Below are 14,616 nucleotides of genomic sequence, written 5' to 3'. Positions count from 1 at the left end.
GGACCGCACGGGCACCCCTGACCGCGGCGCGCGGCGAGCGAGCCGTCGCGGTCGCCCGGGCGTAGCCTGAAGTCGTGCCGTCGCCCCCAGGAGGTGCATGGCATGCTCAGGGTCCACCCCGCCACCAGGGGTATTGTCGCCCTCCTGCTGCTCGCGATGGTGGCGACCTCGGTCCTGCAGGTGGGACTGGCCGGCGGCGGACTGGTCCGCTGGGCCGGCTATTCGGTGCTGTGGCCCGTCGTCGCCGGGGCTCTGCTGCCCTTCCGGGCGACCGTCCTGATCGGCGCGGCCGACGTGGCCGCGGTCACCGTGATCTACGGCTGGGTGGTCCCCGCGATCTCGGCCGGCGGCCGGCTGGTCGTGATCATGGCGGTGGTGCTGGCGTACGGCGTCGGCCTGGTCACCTGCCGGGTGCGGCTGGCCCGGGAGCGGCACATCACCGGTCTGATGGTCGCCAGGGACCGGCTCACCCTGCTCAGCGAGGCCAGCAGCCGCGTCGGCCGGTCGCTGGACGTGAGCCGTACGGCCCGCGAACTCGCCGAGGTGACCGTCCCGGGGTTCGCCGACTTCGTCACCGTGGACCTGTTCGACTCGGTGCTGCGCGGCGAGGAGCCGCCGCCGGGTCCCTTCGAGGGCGACATCACCCTGCGCCGGGCCGCCCAGCGCTCGGTGCTGCCCGGCGCGCCCGAGGCCGTCCTCGAACCGGGCGAACCGGAGACGTATCCGCCGCTCTCCCTCCCGGCGCGGGTGCTGGCCCAGGGCAGGGCCATCCGGACGCCGGCGGGCGACGGGACGGGCGACTGGGTGGACCCCCGGCGGGCGGCCCGGATAGCCGAGTACGACTTCCACTCCGGCATCGCCGTGCCGCTTCGTGCCCGCAACGCCACGCTGGGCGTCGTCGCCTTCGGCCGCCACCGCCGGCCCGACCCCTTCGACGCCGACGACGTCCTGCTCGCCGAGGAGGTCGCGGCCCGGGCGGCGGTGTGCCTGGACAACGCCCGCCGCTACACGCACGAGCACACCACCTCCCTCACCCTCCAGCGCAGCCTGCTCCCCCGCCGCACCCACGCGCTCGCGGCGGTGGAAGTGGCCTCCCGCTACGTGCCGGCCGGCGCGTACGGCGGGGTGGGCGGCGACTGGTTCGACGTCATCCCGCTGTCCAGCGCGCGCGTCGCCCTGGTGGTGGGCGACGTGGTCGGCCACGGCCTGCTGGCGTCGGCCGCGATGGGCCGGCTGCGCGCCGCGGTCCGTACCCTGGCCGACATCGACCTGCCGCCCGAGGAGCTGCTCACCCACCTCGACGACGTGGTGCTCCGGCTCGGCGACGAGACGGGCCACGGCGGCCCGGAACCGCCCGGCGCCTTCGGCACGGACGTGGGCGCCACCTGCCTGTACGCGGTGTACGACCCGGTCTCGCGCCGCTGCTGGATGGCCCGGGCCGGCCATCTGCTGCCCGCGCTGGTCACTCCGGACGGCGAGGTGCGGCTGGTGGACCTGCCCTCCGGGCCGCCGCTGGGCCTGGGCGGCCTGGCCTTCGAGTCGGCGGAGGTGCTGCTTCCGGAGGGCAGTGTGCTCGCCCTCTACACCGACGGCCTGGTCGAGTCCCGGCACCGCGACATCGATCACGGCATCTGCGCACTGCGCGGCGTCCTGGGCCGGCCGGCGCCGTCGCTGGACGCCCTGTGCGAGACCGTGGTGTCCACCCTGCTCGACGGCCACCCCGCCGACGACGTCGCCCTGCTGCTGGCCCGCACCCGGGCGCTCGACACGCGGCACGTCGCCACCTGGGAGCTGCCCGGCGATCCCAGTGCGGTGGCCGAGGCCCGGACCGCGGCCGGCCGCCAGGTCGCCGCCTGGGGCCTGACGGAGGCGGCCTTCACGGTGGAACTCGTGGTCAGCGAGCTGGTCACCAACGCCATCCGCTACGCCGGCGGCCCGGTGCAGCTCCGCTTGATCCGGGAGAAGGCGCTGATCTGCGAGGTCTCCGACGGCAGCAGCACCTCCCCGCACCTGCGCCGGGCCCGCACCTTCGACGAGGGCGGCCGCGGCCTGTTCATCGTCGCCAACCTCACCGAGCGCTGGGGCACCCGGCACAATCCCGTCGGCAAGACGATCTGGGCGGAGGTCCCGCTGGGCCCGGAGCCGGCCGTCCCGCCGGACGAGTGTGCTTCGCCGGGGGACGGCGAGTGCCGGGGCGACGGTGAGGCGAGGGGCGAGCGCCCGGCGGCGCGACAGGGGTGAGGGGGGCGACGCGGCGGGGGTGAGCGGGCGACGTGCGGGGGCGACCGGCCGACAGGACCGGCAGGGGTGAACGGGCCCGGCGTACCGCCGAGGGATGTCCTCACTCCTGCCGCCCGTGCTCAGCGCATCCGGTGCAGTCGTCGTTCCAGCTCCGCGCGTTCCACCGCGTTGCCGCCGAGCGCGAGAGCGCGTTCGAAGGCGCGGGCGGCGGCGTCGGGATCGCCGGCGCGGCGCAGCAGGTCGCCGTGGGTGGCGTGCAGCGGGCGGTAGTCGCGCAACAGGGGGTCGTCCAGGAGCGGCCGCAGCAGGCGCAGGCCCTCGTGCGGGCCCTGCGCGAAGCCGACCGCGGCGGCATGGTTGAGGGCGACCACCGGGCCCGGTTCGAGGTCGGCGAGCCGAGCGTAAAGGGCCGCGATCTGGGGCCAGTCGGTGATCCCGGTCCCGGCGCCGCGCACATGCAGCGCGGTGATGGCGGCCTGCAGCTGGTACGGGCCCGGCCGCCGCGTCCGCAGCGCCGCCACCAGGACCGCCAGGCCCTCCTCGATCCGTTCGCCGTCCCAGCCGGAGCGGTCCTGCTCGGTCAGCGCCACCCAGTCGCCGACCGCGTCCACCCGGGCCGCGCGGCGCGCGTCGTGCAGCAGCATCAGGGCGAGCAGGCCGCCGGACTCCGGCTCGGCGGGCATCAGCTCGCGCAGCAGCCGGCCCAGCCGGATCGCCTCGGCACACAGGTCGGCGCGGACCAGGTCGTCGCCCTCACCGGCGGTGTAGCCCTCGTTGAAGATCAGATAGACCACCCGCAGCACCCCGCGCAGCCGCTCGGGCAGGTCGGCCGCCTCCGGCACCCGGTAACCGATCCGGGCCGCGGCGATCTTGTGCTTGGCGCGGACGATGCGTTTGGCCATGGTGGGCTCGGCCACCAGGAAGGCGCGGGCGATCTCGGCGGTGGTCAGTCCGGCGACCACCCGCAGGGTCAGCGCGATTTGGGCGGACAGGTCCAGCGCGGGGTGGCAGGCGGTGAACACCAGCCGCAGCCGGTCGTCCTCGATCGGGCCGCGCGCCGAGGTGTCCTCGGCGTCCCCCTGGTCCGCGAGCCGCCGCAACTCCGCCAGCCGGGCGGCCCGTTCGGCCGTGGCCCGGTCCCGGCGGAGCCGGTCCACGGCCTTGCGGCGGGCGGCCACGGTGATCCAGGCGGCCGGGTTGCGCGGCACCCCGTCCCGCCGCCACGCCACGAGCGCGGCGGCGAACGCGTCCTGCACGGCGTCCTCGGCGACTTGAAGGTCTCCGGCCTGGCGGACGAGGGTGGCCAGCACCGTCATCCGCTCGGCGCGGAAGACCTCGGAGACGGCGGCGCCGGCCTCGTCCGGGGTGGCCGCGGGCTGCTGGGGCACTGTCGTCCTCAATCCCGTGCCGTCGGCGGCGTCGCGGGGCCGGCGAGTGGCACGGCGGGACCCGGGAGGCTGTCGGGGCTCATCACCGGCCGCACCTCCACCGACCCGAAGCTCGCGGTGGGCAGTGCGGCGGCGGCCTTCAGCGCCTCGTCGAGTTCGGCGCACTCCAGCAGGTAGTAACCGACCAGGATCTCCTTGGTCACCGCGTACGGGCCGTCGGTCAGCTCGGTCCGGCCGCCGCGCACGCGCACCGTGGTGGCCGTTGCGGCCGGGTGCAGCGGCGCGTTGTCGACCAGCAGCCCGGCCTCCCGCAGCCCCTCGGTGAGCTGATTCCACAACGGCATCTGCGCCCAGCGCTCGGCCCGCTCCGCCTCGTCGCCCTCGTTCGCGTACAGCAGCAGCATGAAACGCGCCATGTGCTCTCCCCAATCGTCCGGTCGTCTCTCAACCTGCCATGTCGTGCGGCACACGCACGTCCGGGTGCCGCCGGGCGTCCGCTGCCCGGGCGCTCAGTCCAGACCGAGCCGGGGCCGTACCCAGGCGGCGAGGGCGGTCAGCGCCTCGTCGGCCTCCGGGGCGTGGCCTGCGGCCATCTGAAAGGTGTGCTGCTGGCCGGGGAAGACGTCCAGGCGTACGTCCACCCCGTGGTCGCGGGCGTACTTCTCGACCGCCCGGCTGTCGTCCAGGCAGCACTCGTCGGCGCCGGCCTGGAGCAGCATCGGGGGCAGCCCGGTGAGGTCGGCGTGCAGCGGTCCCGCCACCGGATCGCGCGGGCTGGTGCCGCCGGCCAGGTACATGTCGGCGAGCGCCTGGACGAACTCCCGGTGGAACAGCGGATCGCGCTCCCGGTTGGCGTCGTACGACGCGCCGCGCTGTTCCAGGTCCGCCCAGGCCGACATCAGCATCAGGGCGGCGGGCAGCGGCAGCCCGTCGCGCCGGGCGCGCAGGACCGTGCTGAGCACCAGCCCGCCGCCGGAGGAGTCCCCGGCCAGAGCGATCCGGCCGGGCTCGAAGCCCTGGCCGAGCAGGTACCGGTAGGCGCCGGTGACGTCGTCCACCTGGGCGGGGAAGACGTGCCGCGGGGTGTGCCGGTAGGTGACCAGCAGCGCCCGGGTGCCGGCCTGCCGGGCAAGCCGGCCGTACAGCTTGCGGTGGGAGTAGAGCGAGCCGCCGACAAAGCCGCCGCCATGGACGCACAGAATCACCCGGTCCCAGGCGGCGTCCTTGGGGTCGAGCCACATGCCGGGGGTTCCGCCGGCGTCGGTCTCGGTGAAGTCCACCGCGCCGGGCTCGGCGGTCAGGTCGCCCCAGTGGTCGCCGCCCTCGTACACGTCGGCCCGCTCGGGGTGCCGGTTGTTCCAGGCCCACCGGACGTACATGTCACGGACTTTCCGGGACTGGGTGCTGGGCATCGGGTCGCTCCTCGCGTCCTGCGGCCGCCCCCGCCGGGCGGCCGTCACACAACCGACGCAGCACCCCCGCCGGATTGGACAGCCGCCGCCGGGTGAACACGACCGCGTCTTCCGCGCGGCGCAAGGGTGTGGTTTTCTTGGCCCATGACCGTGCTTGTGATCCGTCGTCACGTGGACTACGTGCGCGTCACCAGCACGAGCTGTTCCGGCGTGCGTTGAGGCCGCGCCCATGGGCGCGGCGTCCCGCCGGCCACGATTCGGACCGGGCCGTCACCGGCCGTCCGTGATCGCCTTCCGCACCGCTTCCCGCTGACGCCCCTACGGCACCGCTCCCGGTGACCCGCGGGCGGGCCGGGGTTCCCGGTTGCCGGGGTGCCGCCGCCGGGCGCCGCGCCGCAATTGCCGTGGCTTTCCATCCCAACCGTCACCGCCGCACCACCCGCCGCCGCGCGCCCGTACCCGCGTATCCCGACGTCACCAGGGAGAGCCATGAGCCGGCCCGAAGACTCCGTCACCGGTGGACACGCCCCGCAGGAGGCCCCCTCGGGGCCCGACACCTCGGCCTGGTCGTTCGAGACCAAGCAGATCCACGCCGGTGCCGCCCCGGACCCCGCCACCGGGGCACGGGCGGTGCCGATCTACCAGACCACCTCGTTCGTCTTCCGCGACACCCAGCACGCCGCGGACCTGTTCTCCCTGGCCGAGCCCGGCAACATCTACACCCGGATCCACAACCCGACACAGGACGTGTTCGAGCAGCGGATCGCCGCGCTGGAGGGCGGGGTGGCGGCCGTGGCGGTGGCGTCCGGGCAGGCCGCCGAGACGCTGGCGATCCTGACGCTGGCCCGCTCCGGCGACCACATCGTCTCCAGCACGTCGCTGTACGGCGGCACGTACAACCTGTTCCGGCACACCCTGCCGAAGTTCGGCATCGAGGTGTCCTTCGTGGACGACCCGGACGACCCGGACGCGTGGCGGGCGGCGATCCGGCCGGAGACCAAGGCGCTGTTCGCCGAGACGCTGGGCAATCCGCGCGGCAATGTACTGGACGTACGGGCGGTCGCCGATGTGGCGCACGCCGCGGGGGTGCCGCTGATCGTGGACAACACGGTGCCCACCCCGTACCTGCTGCGGCCGGTCGAGCACGGCGCGGACGTGGTGGTGCACTCGGCGACCAAGTTCCTCGGCGGCCACGGCACCACCATCGGGGGCGTGGTGGTGGACGGCGGCACCTTCGACTTCGGGGCGCACGCCGACCGCTTCCCCGAGTTCAGCGCACCCGACCCGAGTTACCACGGGCTGCGGTACTGGCCGGCGCTCGGACCGGGCGCCTTCGCGATCAAGCTGCGGGTGCAACTGCTGCGCGACCTCGGCCCGGCCATCGCGCCGCACTCGGCGTTCCTGCTGCTCCAGGGCGTGGAGACGCTGAGCCTGCGTATCGAGCGGCACTCGGCCAACGCCCAGGCGCTCGCCGAGTGGCTCCAGGCACGCGACGAGGTGGCCGCGGTGCACTACCCGGGGCTGCCGTCCAGCCGGTGGTACGACGCGGGCCGCCGCTATCTGCCGCGGGGCGCGGGCGCGGTGCTCGCGTTCGAGCTGCGCGACGGGGTCGCGGCCGGCAAGCGGTTCGTGGACGCCGTCGAGCTGTTCAGCCACCTCGCCAACATCGGCGACGTCCGCAGCCTGATCATCCATCCGGCGTCGACCACGCACAGCCAGCTCGACGAGGACCAGCTCGCGGCCACCGGCACCACGCCGGGCCTGGTCCGGCTCTCGGTCGGCCTGGAGAACCTGGCCGACCTCAAGGCGGACCTGGCGGCCGGATTCCGCGCGGCCAAGGGCGCGTCCTGAGCGCCGCGCCCGACACCGCCGTCCCCCTGCCGCCCGCCTCCGGGGCGTGGCGGGAGGGGGACCCGCCCGGCCGCCGGCAGTGGTGGGCGCGAGCGACACCCCTGGCACTGGAGTCGGAGCGGGAACTGCCCGGGGTGCGGCTGGCGTACGAGACCTGGGGCCGGCTCGCCGCCGACCGGGGCAACGCGGTGCTGGTGCTGCACGCCCTCACCGGGGACAGCCACGCCGCGGGACCGGCCGGGCCCGGCCACCCCACCGCCGGGTGGTGGGACGGGCTGATCGGGCCGGGCCGGCCGCTGGACACCGACCGCTGGTTCGTCGTCGTCCCCAATGTGCTGGGCGGCTGCCAGGGCAGCACCGGCCCGGCCTCGCTCCGGCCGGACGGGCGGCGCTGGGGCGGCGGTTTCCCGTACCTGACGCAGCGGGACCAGGTCGCGGCCGAGGCGGGGCTGGCGGACGCGCTCGGCATCGACCGGTGGGCGCTGGTGGTGGGCGGCTCGATGGGCGGGATGCGCGCGCTGGAGTGGGCGGTCTCCCGGCCGGAGCGGGTGCGGTCGCTGCTGCTCCTGGCATGTACGGCGGCGGCCACGGCCGAGCAGATCGCCTGGGCCGGGGTGCAGGTGCGGGCGATCGTCGACGACCCCAACTGGCGCGGCGGCGACTACCATGACGCCTCTCCCGGGCACGGCCCGCACGCCGGGCTGGGCCTGGCCCGGCGGCTGGCCCACGTCACCTACCGCAGCGAGCCGGAGCTCCAGGCCCGGTTCGGGCGCGCGGCGCAGGACCACGAGGACCCGGCGCTGGGCGGGCGCTACCAGGTCGAGTCGTATCTGGACCACCACGCCGACAAGCTCGTCCGGCGCTTCGACGCGGGCGCGTACGTGACGTTGACCCGTGCGATGAACGCCCACGACGTGGGGCGGGGACGCGGCGGGGTCCGGGCCGCGCTGCGCCGGATCACCGCGACTGCCCTGGTCGCCGCCGTCGATTCCGACCGGCTCTACCGGCCCGCTCAGCAGGCAGAACTCGCGGCCGGCATCTCCGGGGCGGACCGGCTGCGCACGGTGCGCTCGCCGCACGGCCACGACGGCTTCCTCCTCGAGACCGGGCAGGTGGGCGAGCTGGTGCGGGAGGTGCTGGGCGGGTAGCGCCGGGTCCGGGCCACTGCCGGGTTGTCAGGTACGCACTCGCAGAGGGGAGTTGTCCACAGGCTTGCCCACCCCGGTTGCCCGGGGAAACGCTAGTGTTGCGGAGTGCAACGGTGGTGTCACCCGGGTCGGACGTGACCGCGGGGGGACGGGCGGAGGCAGGGGGGTTCATGCGCAGGGCAGCTACGGTCGGCGCGGCGTTCTCGCTCGCGGCGGCCTCGCTCATCGGATTCAGTACGGCACGGCCGGCGGCGGCGCTGACACCGCCGGTGGCGATCACGGCGGACGACCTGCCGACGTGGCAGACCAACGGCGTGGTGTGGGCACTGGCCCAGTCCGGCGGTGTGGTCTACGCCGGCGGCACCTTCTCCTCGGTGCGGCCGCCCGGGGCCGCGGCGGGCACCAGCGAGCAGAAGGCGCTGAACTTCCAGGCGTTCAACGCCGCGACCGGCGCGCCCACCTCCTGCAAGCTGTCCTTCACCGTGGGCACCGGCACCGCCACCGTGCGGGCGCTGGCGGTCTCCCCGGACAAGTCGACGCTGTACGCGGGCGGGACGTTCGGCGCGGTCAACGGCACCGCGGTGAGCAACCTCGCGGCGATCAGCCTGCCCGGATGCACCGTCAAGCCCACCTTCAAGGTCTCGGTGTCCTCCCAGGTGCGCGGGCTCGCGGTGACCGCCGACACGGTCTACCTCGCGGGCAACTTCAGCACGGTGGCCGGGAAGACCCGCCAGCACTTCGCGGCGGTGACCACCACCGGCGCCCTGAAGCCCTTCACCGCCAACACCGACAAGGCCGGAAAAGCGGTGCTGGTCAGCCCGGACGGCGGCAAGGTGGTGATCGGCGGCGACTTCGACACGGTCAACGGCGTGAGCTCGCACGCCCTGGCCGTGGTGAACGCGACCTCCGGAGCCAATGTGAAGACCTACCCGGGCTTCATCCCCGCGGCCTCGACGGTGCAGCACCTGGCGGCGGACTCGACCTCGTTCTACACCGGCAACGAGGGCAACGGCCACATGGTGTTCGACGGCCGGATCGCGGTGGACTTCAAGGACCTCAACCAGCGCTGGCGGGACACCTGCCTGGGCGCCACCCAGTCGGTCGAGGTGTACCAGGGCGTGCTGTACAGCGCCTCGCACGCCCACGACTGCTCCACCATGGGCGAGTTCCCGCAGATGAACGACCGTCAGCACCTGCTGGCCGAGCCGGTGAGCAGCCCGAAGCTGCTGGGCTGGTTCCCCGACACCGACGACGGGCCCACCGGCACCGAGCAGATCGGGCCGCGGGCGCTGAGCTTCGCCGCCAGTGGCGGAGTCGAATACCTGTGGGTGGGCGGCGAGTTCACCCGTATCGCCAGCGACGGCAACAAGCCGCAGCAGAGCCTGGTGCGTTTCGCGAGCACCCCGGACACCCGGGCGCCCTCGGTGCCGCAGCAGGTGACGGCGGCCAACGCCACCGGCGGCGCGGTCAAGCTGAGCTGGCAGGCGAGCCTGGACCTGGACGACTCGACGCTGGTCTACCGGATCTACCGCGACGGCACCCAGATCGGCGCGGTGTACGCCGCCTCCCTGTTCTGGCAGCGGCCCACGCTGTCCTTCACCGACACCAAGGCGTCTCCCGGCACCACCTACAGCTACCAGGTGACGGCAGGGGACGCGCCCGGCAACACCAGTGCGAAGTCGGCCGCGGCGAGCGTGACCACCCCGGGCACGCCCACCTCGGCCACGGTGACGGTGAACGACTCGGCGGACAGTTACGTCAACGCCTCCGCGGCTTCCGCCAATTACGGGTCCGATCAGCAGCTCGCGGTGCGCGGCAGCTCGGCGTACAACGGCTACCTGCGGTTCGCGCTGCCGGCCGCGCCCAGCGGGATGGTGCTCAAGGGCGCGCGCCTGACGGTGCGGACCAGCTCGGACTCCATAGCCGGCTCCACCGACACCATCGGCGTGCAACAGGTCACCGGGACATGGACCGAGACCGGGGTGACCTGGGCGAACAAACCAGCCCTGGCCTCGGCCGCGCTGGGCTCGATCACCTCGCCCTCGGCGGTCCAGACCGACTACTCGGCGACGCTGACCACCTCGGCGGTCTCCGCGCGCCTGGGGAGCACCCTGGACCTGGCGCTGACGTCGACGGGCACGGACTCGGCCTGGTTCTGGTCGCGCAACGCGCCGGGCACGTCGGGGCACCCGCAGCTCACCCTCACCTTCGGCCGGCCGTGATCGGGGCGGGGAGGAGCGCGGCCGCCCGGGTGTCGCTGGCGGCGTGCGCCGTGCTGGCGGCTGCGGGACTGCTGGCGGGATGCGGTTCCGGGTCGGGCGGTGATCACCGGCGGCCGGCCGCGGCGGCACCCGTCGCCACGGCCACGACGGGAACGCCGGCAACGACGGTCACGCCGAGCGCGACCGTCGAGCCGCCGGCCGCCTCGGCGCCGGGCATCGGCCCGGACGGCACCACGGAGACGGACACTCCGGCCGCCGGTGCGGCCTCCGGGGCGGCCACCGTGCCCAGGTCCAAGCTCACCCCGGCCACCGGCACCTTCACCGACCGGGAGAAGGACTACCTGGTCGGCAAGGTGCCCAAGGGGATGGACCCCTCGGCGGTGCTGCAGACCGGGCAGGAGTCCTGTGAGCGCGTCGCCACCGCGGCGGACGCGAGCCCGCAGCTCGCCCGGGAAGCCATCAGGGACGGCGAGATACCCGACGCCAAGGACGCGATCACGTACCTGTGCCCGAAGTATTCCGACCTGCTGCACTGATCGGCCCTGTTCTCCCGAGGTCGCCACGGGAGGCTCTGCCTGGTCGGCGGATCAGCCAGAGCCTCTCGGCGGTCGGGCGGTCAGGCGGTCAGGCGGTCAGCTGCCGGAGCATCTCGGCCGAGTCGTGCAGGTTCGTCATCTGGACGAATCGGCCGTCACGGACCTTGTAGATGGCGTACTCGACGATCTCGAACGAGGCGCCGGAGGCCGGGACACCGAGCCACTCCTTCACGGGGGTGCCGGTGTTGATGGCGCGGACGGCGATGCCGTCATGGTCGAACAGTAGTTCGTTGACCTCCCAGTGAATGTCCGGAACGGCGTCGACGATCCCCTTCAGGACCGTGACGACGTCGTCGCGCGTGCCGGGCTGGCCGCCGAGCAGCACCTGGTCGCTGATGAACTCGTCCATGCGGTCGAACTCGTGGGCGTTGAGCGCCTCGGCGTAGCGCATGTACCAGTCACGCAGATCACTCCCGGTCATGGTGTTCCTCTTTCCCGCGCGCCCCAAAGGGCGCTCTGAGCTGTGCAAATTTCTTCACCGATCGGTGTTGAATGCGACGGTACCAGTTCGGCACCGACCGGTGCCGAAGGTGTACCATGTGACGATGCACACGTCACAGATCGGCCGCCCGCGGGGGTTCGACGCCGAGGCGGCGCTCGAGAAGGCGATGATGGTCTTCTGGGCGCAGGGTTACGAAGGTGCCAGCCTCACCGACCTGACCGAGGCCATGGGTATATCCCGCAAGAGCCTGTACGCGGCCTACGGCAACAAGGAGGACCTGTTCCGCAAGGCATTGCAGCGCTACGCGGAAGGGCCCGGTGCCTACGTCACCGAGGCGCTGCAGGCACCCACCGCCCGCGAGGTCGCCATGGCCTTCCTGGCCGGCTCGGCCCGTGCCAACACACTGCCCGGACTCCCCGCCGGCTGCCTCGGTGTCCAGGGCGCACTGGCCGCCGGCGAGACCGGACGAGTCGCCCGCGACGTCCTGGCCGAGTGGCGTGCCCACGGCCAGGAGCTGCTCCGCGACCGGTTCCGGCAGGCCGTCGAGGCGGGCGACCTGCCCGCCGGCGCCGATCCGGAAAAGATCGCCCGCTACGTCATGACGATCGCGAACGGTGTAGCCGTCCAGGCGGCCGGCGGCGCGACATGCGAGGACCTGCAACAGGTGGCCGACGCGGCTTTGCAGAACTGGCCACCGGCCTGACGATGCAGGATGCAGGCCCTTGAAACGAGTCCGGCCCGAAGCGGCGAAGGCGCTCGCGCCGGCCCACCGGTTCAAAGAGGCTCCGCCCGGGACTAAAGGTGCTCGACCAGCCTTGTGCCGAAGGGCTCGACCGCAAGGTAGGGGTTGAGGTGGGGATGACGGCTGGCGACGGAGAGATCCCGCCAGTGTCGCTGGAGGACGTTGGACGTACCGAATCCGCTCGTACCATGCAGGTCGAGCATGCGCTCAACCGCGGCTCTGCAGTCACGGGCCGCATCCGCGAGGTCCATCTGCAGACGGGGCATTTCGGCCGCGGAAAGGTCGGCCGTGGCGGCGGCCCTCGCGACCGAAAGCATGGTCCTTTCGGCCGATTCACCAGATAGGTCGCCTCCGCCAACCACTGCCGGGCCCCGGAGGACCTGTGCCCTTGACGCTTCCCGTCCCTGTCGACTGACACTCCGGCAGGCAATTGTGCGGCGCCGTCCGTGGGCCCGGCAGCGGGGAATGGAGGCCGGGCCCACGGCGCTCGATGCCGCTCGGCGGTTGTGATCGGGCCGCCGCCGGGCGGGGAGGCTCACCCGGCGGCCGGCCGGTGGGCAGTGCCGGCGCGGGCAGTCGGTCAGCGGTAGAGGCGGACGTCGGCCAGGCTCCACCAGTTGCCCGCGCTCGCGGTCTGGGTGATCCGCAGGTAGCGGGCGCTGGTCGGGGGCAGGTCGACGGTGGTGAGCTGCCCGGTGCCGGTGCCGGTGCCGGAGGCCACGGTCCGCCAGGTGGTGGCGTCGTCACTGACGGAGAGCTGCCAGCCGCGGGCGTAGTCCCCGAGGTTGTCACCGCTGTCGATGGCGACCTGCCGGAAGCGGGTGGCGGCGCCCAGGTCGAGCTGGACGTACTGGCCGGGGGTCTGGGCGGCGCCGCTGGTCCAGCGGGTGGTGCCGTCGTCGTCGAGGGCCAGGGCGGCGGCGCCCTGGCCGGCCGGTACGGCGGTGGCGGTGGCGCCGGTCAGGTCCACCTGGTGAAGGGAGGTGTGCGGCTGCGCCGAACGCGGCCAGGTGAAGGTGGCCAGGGCCCCGCCGGGCAGGGTGTATGCGAAGTCCTGGTCGCCGACGGCGACGGCGAAGGAGCGGGGGTTGTCGTTCTCGTTGTGCACCACCAGGGCGGTGGAGCCGTCGGGGTTGCGGAAGGCCACGTCGGTGATCTGGCCGTTCCAGCCGGTGGTGCCGTAGTTGGTGCTGGCGATGCGGACCGCGCCGGGCGTCACGAACTTCGACAGGTGGCCGATGGTGTAGTACTCGGCGTTGGTGGTCACGGTGTGGTCGGGGTTGACGGTCAGCAGGGCGGTGCAGGTGTCGCAGCCGCCGTTGTGCGGGCCGCCGCTGGGGTCGAGGGCGAGGTTCCAGTCGGCCACGGACTTGGCCCAGTTGCGCGTGGTGCCGATGGTGATGGTGCGGGCGTGCCAGGTCAGGGTGCCGCGGAAGATCTGTGGCGGGGTGTCGGTGGCGCCGTGCGAGCCGGAGCACTCGGTGAACCAGATGCCCTTGTCCGGGTGGGCGTTGTGCAGCGCGCTCTGGGCGCTGGGGTCGCCGGAGTAGCAGTGGTAGGCCGTGCCGGCGATCCAGCGGGCGGCGTCGCTGTCCAGCACCTCGTAGGGGTAGTCGGTCTGCGGGTCCTCGCCGAGCTGCTGGGCGGTGGCGATGTCGCCGGGGTGGGTGGTCCAGTTGTGGTCGTAGGCGAGGATCTTGGTGTGCAGGCCGGCGTCGCGCAGCATCGGGCCGAGCTGCTCGATGACCTTGACCTCCTGCTGGACCGGCAGGTCGGTGCCCGGGTAGGCGTTGGGCTTGCGGTTCTGCGGCTCGTTCTGCACGGTCAGGTAGTCCACCGGCACGCCGGCCGCCGCGTAGGCCTGGACGAACTTCACAAGGTAGCGGGCGTAGGCGCGGTAGACCGCCGGGTCGTCCTTGAGGTGGCCGCCGATCAGGGAGTCGGAGTCCTTCATCCAGGCCGGCGGGCTCCACGGGGTGGCGAGCACGGTCAGGTGCGGGTTGATCCGTTCCGCCTGCCGCAGCAGCGGGAGGATCTGTGCCCGGTCGTGGGCGACGCTGAAGTGCTTCAGGCCGAAGTCGCTCTGACCGGCGGGCATGTCGTCGTAGGTCCAGTGCTGCGCCGCGGCGGTGAAGTCGGAGGAGCCGATCGGCTGGCGCAGGAAGCTGACGCCGATGCCCTGTGCCGGGTCGAAGAGCTGCCGCATGGCGGCGTCGCGCTGCGCGGGCGGCAGCGTGGACAGGACCGCGGCGGAGGAGTCGGTGAGGGCGCCGCCGAAGCCGTCCATGCTCTGGTAGGTGCGGTTGGGGTCGACGGTGATGGTGGTCAGGTCGGACCCGCCGGGGTGGAAGGCCACCGGCGCCTGCGGCTGGAGGTGTTCGGTGCCGTCGGCCGTGGTGACCCACACCGAGACCTGCGGCGCCGGTGCCGAACCCGCGCCCGGTGCGGCCAGCGTCGGAGCGGCGGGCAGGCCGGTCAGGCAGAGTGCGGCGGCCGTGACGGCCGCGGCACCCAATGCGCGTCTCCTCATGGGATGAGCTCTCCTCTGTGCTGTAACTCCGAGCTGTAACGCCC

13 protein-coding genes are annotated in these 14,616 nt (G+C 73.4%); 6 read left to right on the top strand and 7 right to left on the bottom strand.

The genetic code is table 11. The features are described 5' to 3' along the window. The first annotated feature begins 102 nt into the window (after positions 1-102). Entirely contained in the window at positions 103-2,241 is a 2,139-nt protein-coding gene (locus tag ITX44_RS02055; protein WP_205355183.1) for an ATP-binding SpoIIE family protein phosphatase, read from the top strand. A gap of 119 nt (positions 2,242-2,360) precedes the next feature. On the opposite strand, the gene ITX44_RS02050 is transcribed toward ITX44_RS02055, so the two are convergent. The 3 genes from ITX44_RS02050 to ITX44_RS02040 form a co-directional block, all read right to left on the bottom strand. Further along, entirely contained in the window at positions 2,361-3,629 is a 1,269-nt protein-coding gene (locus ITX44_RS02050; RefSeq protein ID WP_307795037.1) for an RNA polymerase sigma factor, read from the bottom strand. Between the two features lie 8 nt (positions 3,630-3,637). After that, positions 3,638-4,045 carry a YciI family protein gene (locus ITX44_RS02045; protein WP_205355182.1) on the bottom strand — a complete coding sequence of 136 codons (408 nt, stop codon included), beginning with the start codon at positions 4,043-4,045 and terminating at the stop codon, positions 3,638-3,640. 93 nt (positions 4,046-4,138) lie between these two features. Further along, complete coding sequence (locus ITX44_RS02040; protein ID WP_205355181.1) at positions 4,139-5,041, bottom strand: alpha/beta hydrolase; 903 nt, start codon at positions 5,039-5,041, stop codon at positions 4,139-4,141. Between the two features lie 489 nt (positions 5,042-5,530). On the opposite strand from ITX44_RS02040, the gene ITX44_RS02035 reads away from it, so the two are divergent. From ITX44_RS02035 to ITX44_RS02025, 3 genes are all read left to right on the top strand, one after another. After that, on the top strand, positions 5,531-6,892 hold the full coding sequence (locus ITX44_RS02035) for a bifunctional o-acetylhomoserine/o-acetylserine sulfhydrylase (RefSeq protein ID WP_205355180.1): 1,362 nt from the start codon (positions 5,531-5,533) through the stop codon (positions 6,890-6,892). Further along, positions 6,889-8,040, top strand: coding sequence for a homoserine O-acetyltransferase MetX (gene metX / locus ITX44_RS02030; protein WP_205355405.1), 1,152 nt, complete (start codon positions 6,889-6,891; stop codon positions 8,038-8,040). The genes ITX44_RS02035 and metX overlap by 4 nt, the downstream gene beginning before the upstream one ends. A 170-nt stretch (positions 8,041-8,210) precedes the next feature. Beyond that, a complete protein-coding gene (locus tag ITX44_RS02025) occupies positions 8,211-10,262 on the top strand; it encodes a CBM96 family carbohydrate-binding protein (protein WP_205355179.1) in 2,052 nt (683 codons plus the stop codon). A gap of 103 nt (positions 10,263-10,365) precedes the next feature. Here ITX44_RS02025 and ITX44_RS02020 read toward each other — a convergent pair whose 3' ends face one another. Further along, positions 10,366-10,563 (bottom strand): hypothetical protein, encoded by a 198-nt coding sequence (locus ITX44_RS02020; protein WP_205355178.1) that lies wholly within the window; start codon positions 10,561-10,563, stop codon positions 10,366-10,368. Between ITX44_RS02020 and ITX44_RS02015 the strand changes: the two genes are divergently transcribed. Beyond that, a complete protein-coding gene (locus ITX44_RS02015) occupies positions 10,544-10,798 on the top strand; it encodes a hypothetical protein (protein WP_205355177.1) in 255 nt (84 codons plus the stop codon). The genes ITX44_RS02020 and ITX44_RS02015 overlap by 20 nt on opposite strands. An 88-nt stretch (positions 10,799-10,886) precedes the next feature. On the opposite strand, the gene ITX44_RS02010 is transcribed toward ITX44_RS02015, so the two are convergent. Beyond that, positions 10,887-11,279 carry an ester cyclase gene (locus tag ITX44_RS02010; protein ID WP_205355176.1) on the bottom strand — a complete coding sequence of 131 codons (393 nt, stop codon included), beginning with the start codon at positions 11,277-11,279 and terminating at the stop codon, positions 10,887-10,889. Between the two features lie 124 nt (positions 11,280-11,403). Here ITX44_RS02010 and ITX44_RS02005 point away from each other — a divergent pair, with 124 nt between their 5' ends. Then, the gene (locus ITX44_RS02005; RefSeq protein WP_205355175.1) at positions 11,404-12,003 is read left to right on the top strand and encodes a TetR/AcrR family transcriptional regulator; all 600 of its coding nucleotides are present in this window, start codon (positions 11,404-11,406) and stop codon (positions 12,001-12,003) included. Between the two features lie 92 nt (positions 12,004-12,095). Here ITX44_RS02005 and ITX44_RS02000 read toward each other — a convergent pair whose 3' ends face one another. Next, positions 12,096-12,359 carry an acyl-CoA dehydrogenase family protein gene (locus ITX44_RS02000; RefSeq protein WP_236059714.1) on the bottom strand — a complete coding sequence of 88 codons (264 nt, stop codon included), beginning with the start codon at positions 12,357-12,359 and terminating at the stop codon, positions 12,096-12,098. Between the two features lie 263 nt (positions 12,360-12,622). Next, positions 12,623-14,572 carry a discoidin domain-containing protein gene (locus tag ITX44_RS42025; RefSeq protein ID WP_205355174.1) on the bottom strand — a complete coding sequence of 650 codons (1,950 nt, stop codon included), beginning with the start codon at positions 14,570-14,572 and terminating at the stop codon, positions 12,623-12,625. Positions 14,573-14,616: the final 44 nt, after the last annotated feature.

The organism is Actinacidiphila acididurans (assembly GCF_016918855.1).
GTDB classification, from domain to species: domain Bacteria; phylum Actinomycetota; class Actinomycetes; order Streptomycetales; family Streptomycetaceae; genus Actinacidiphila; species Actinacidiphila acididurans.
The sequence above is the reverse complement of the archived record's forward strand: the minus strand, read 5'-3'. Positions and strand labels throughout refer to the sequence as shown.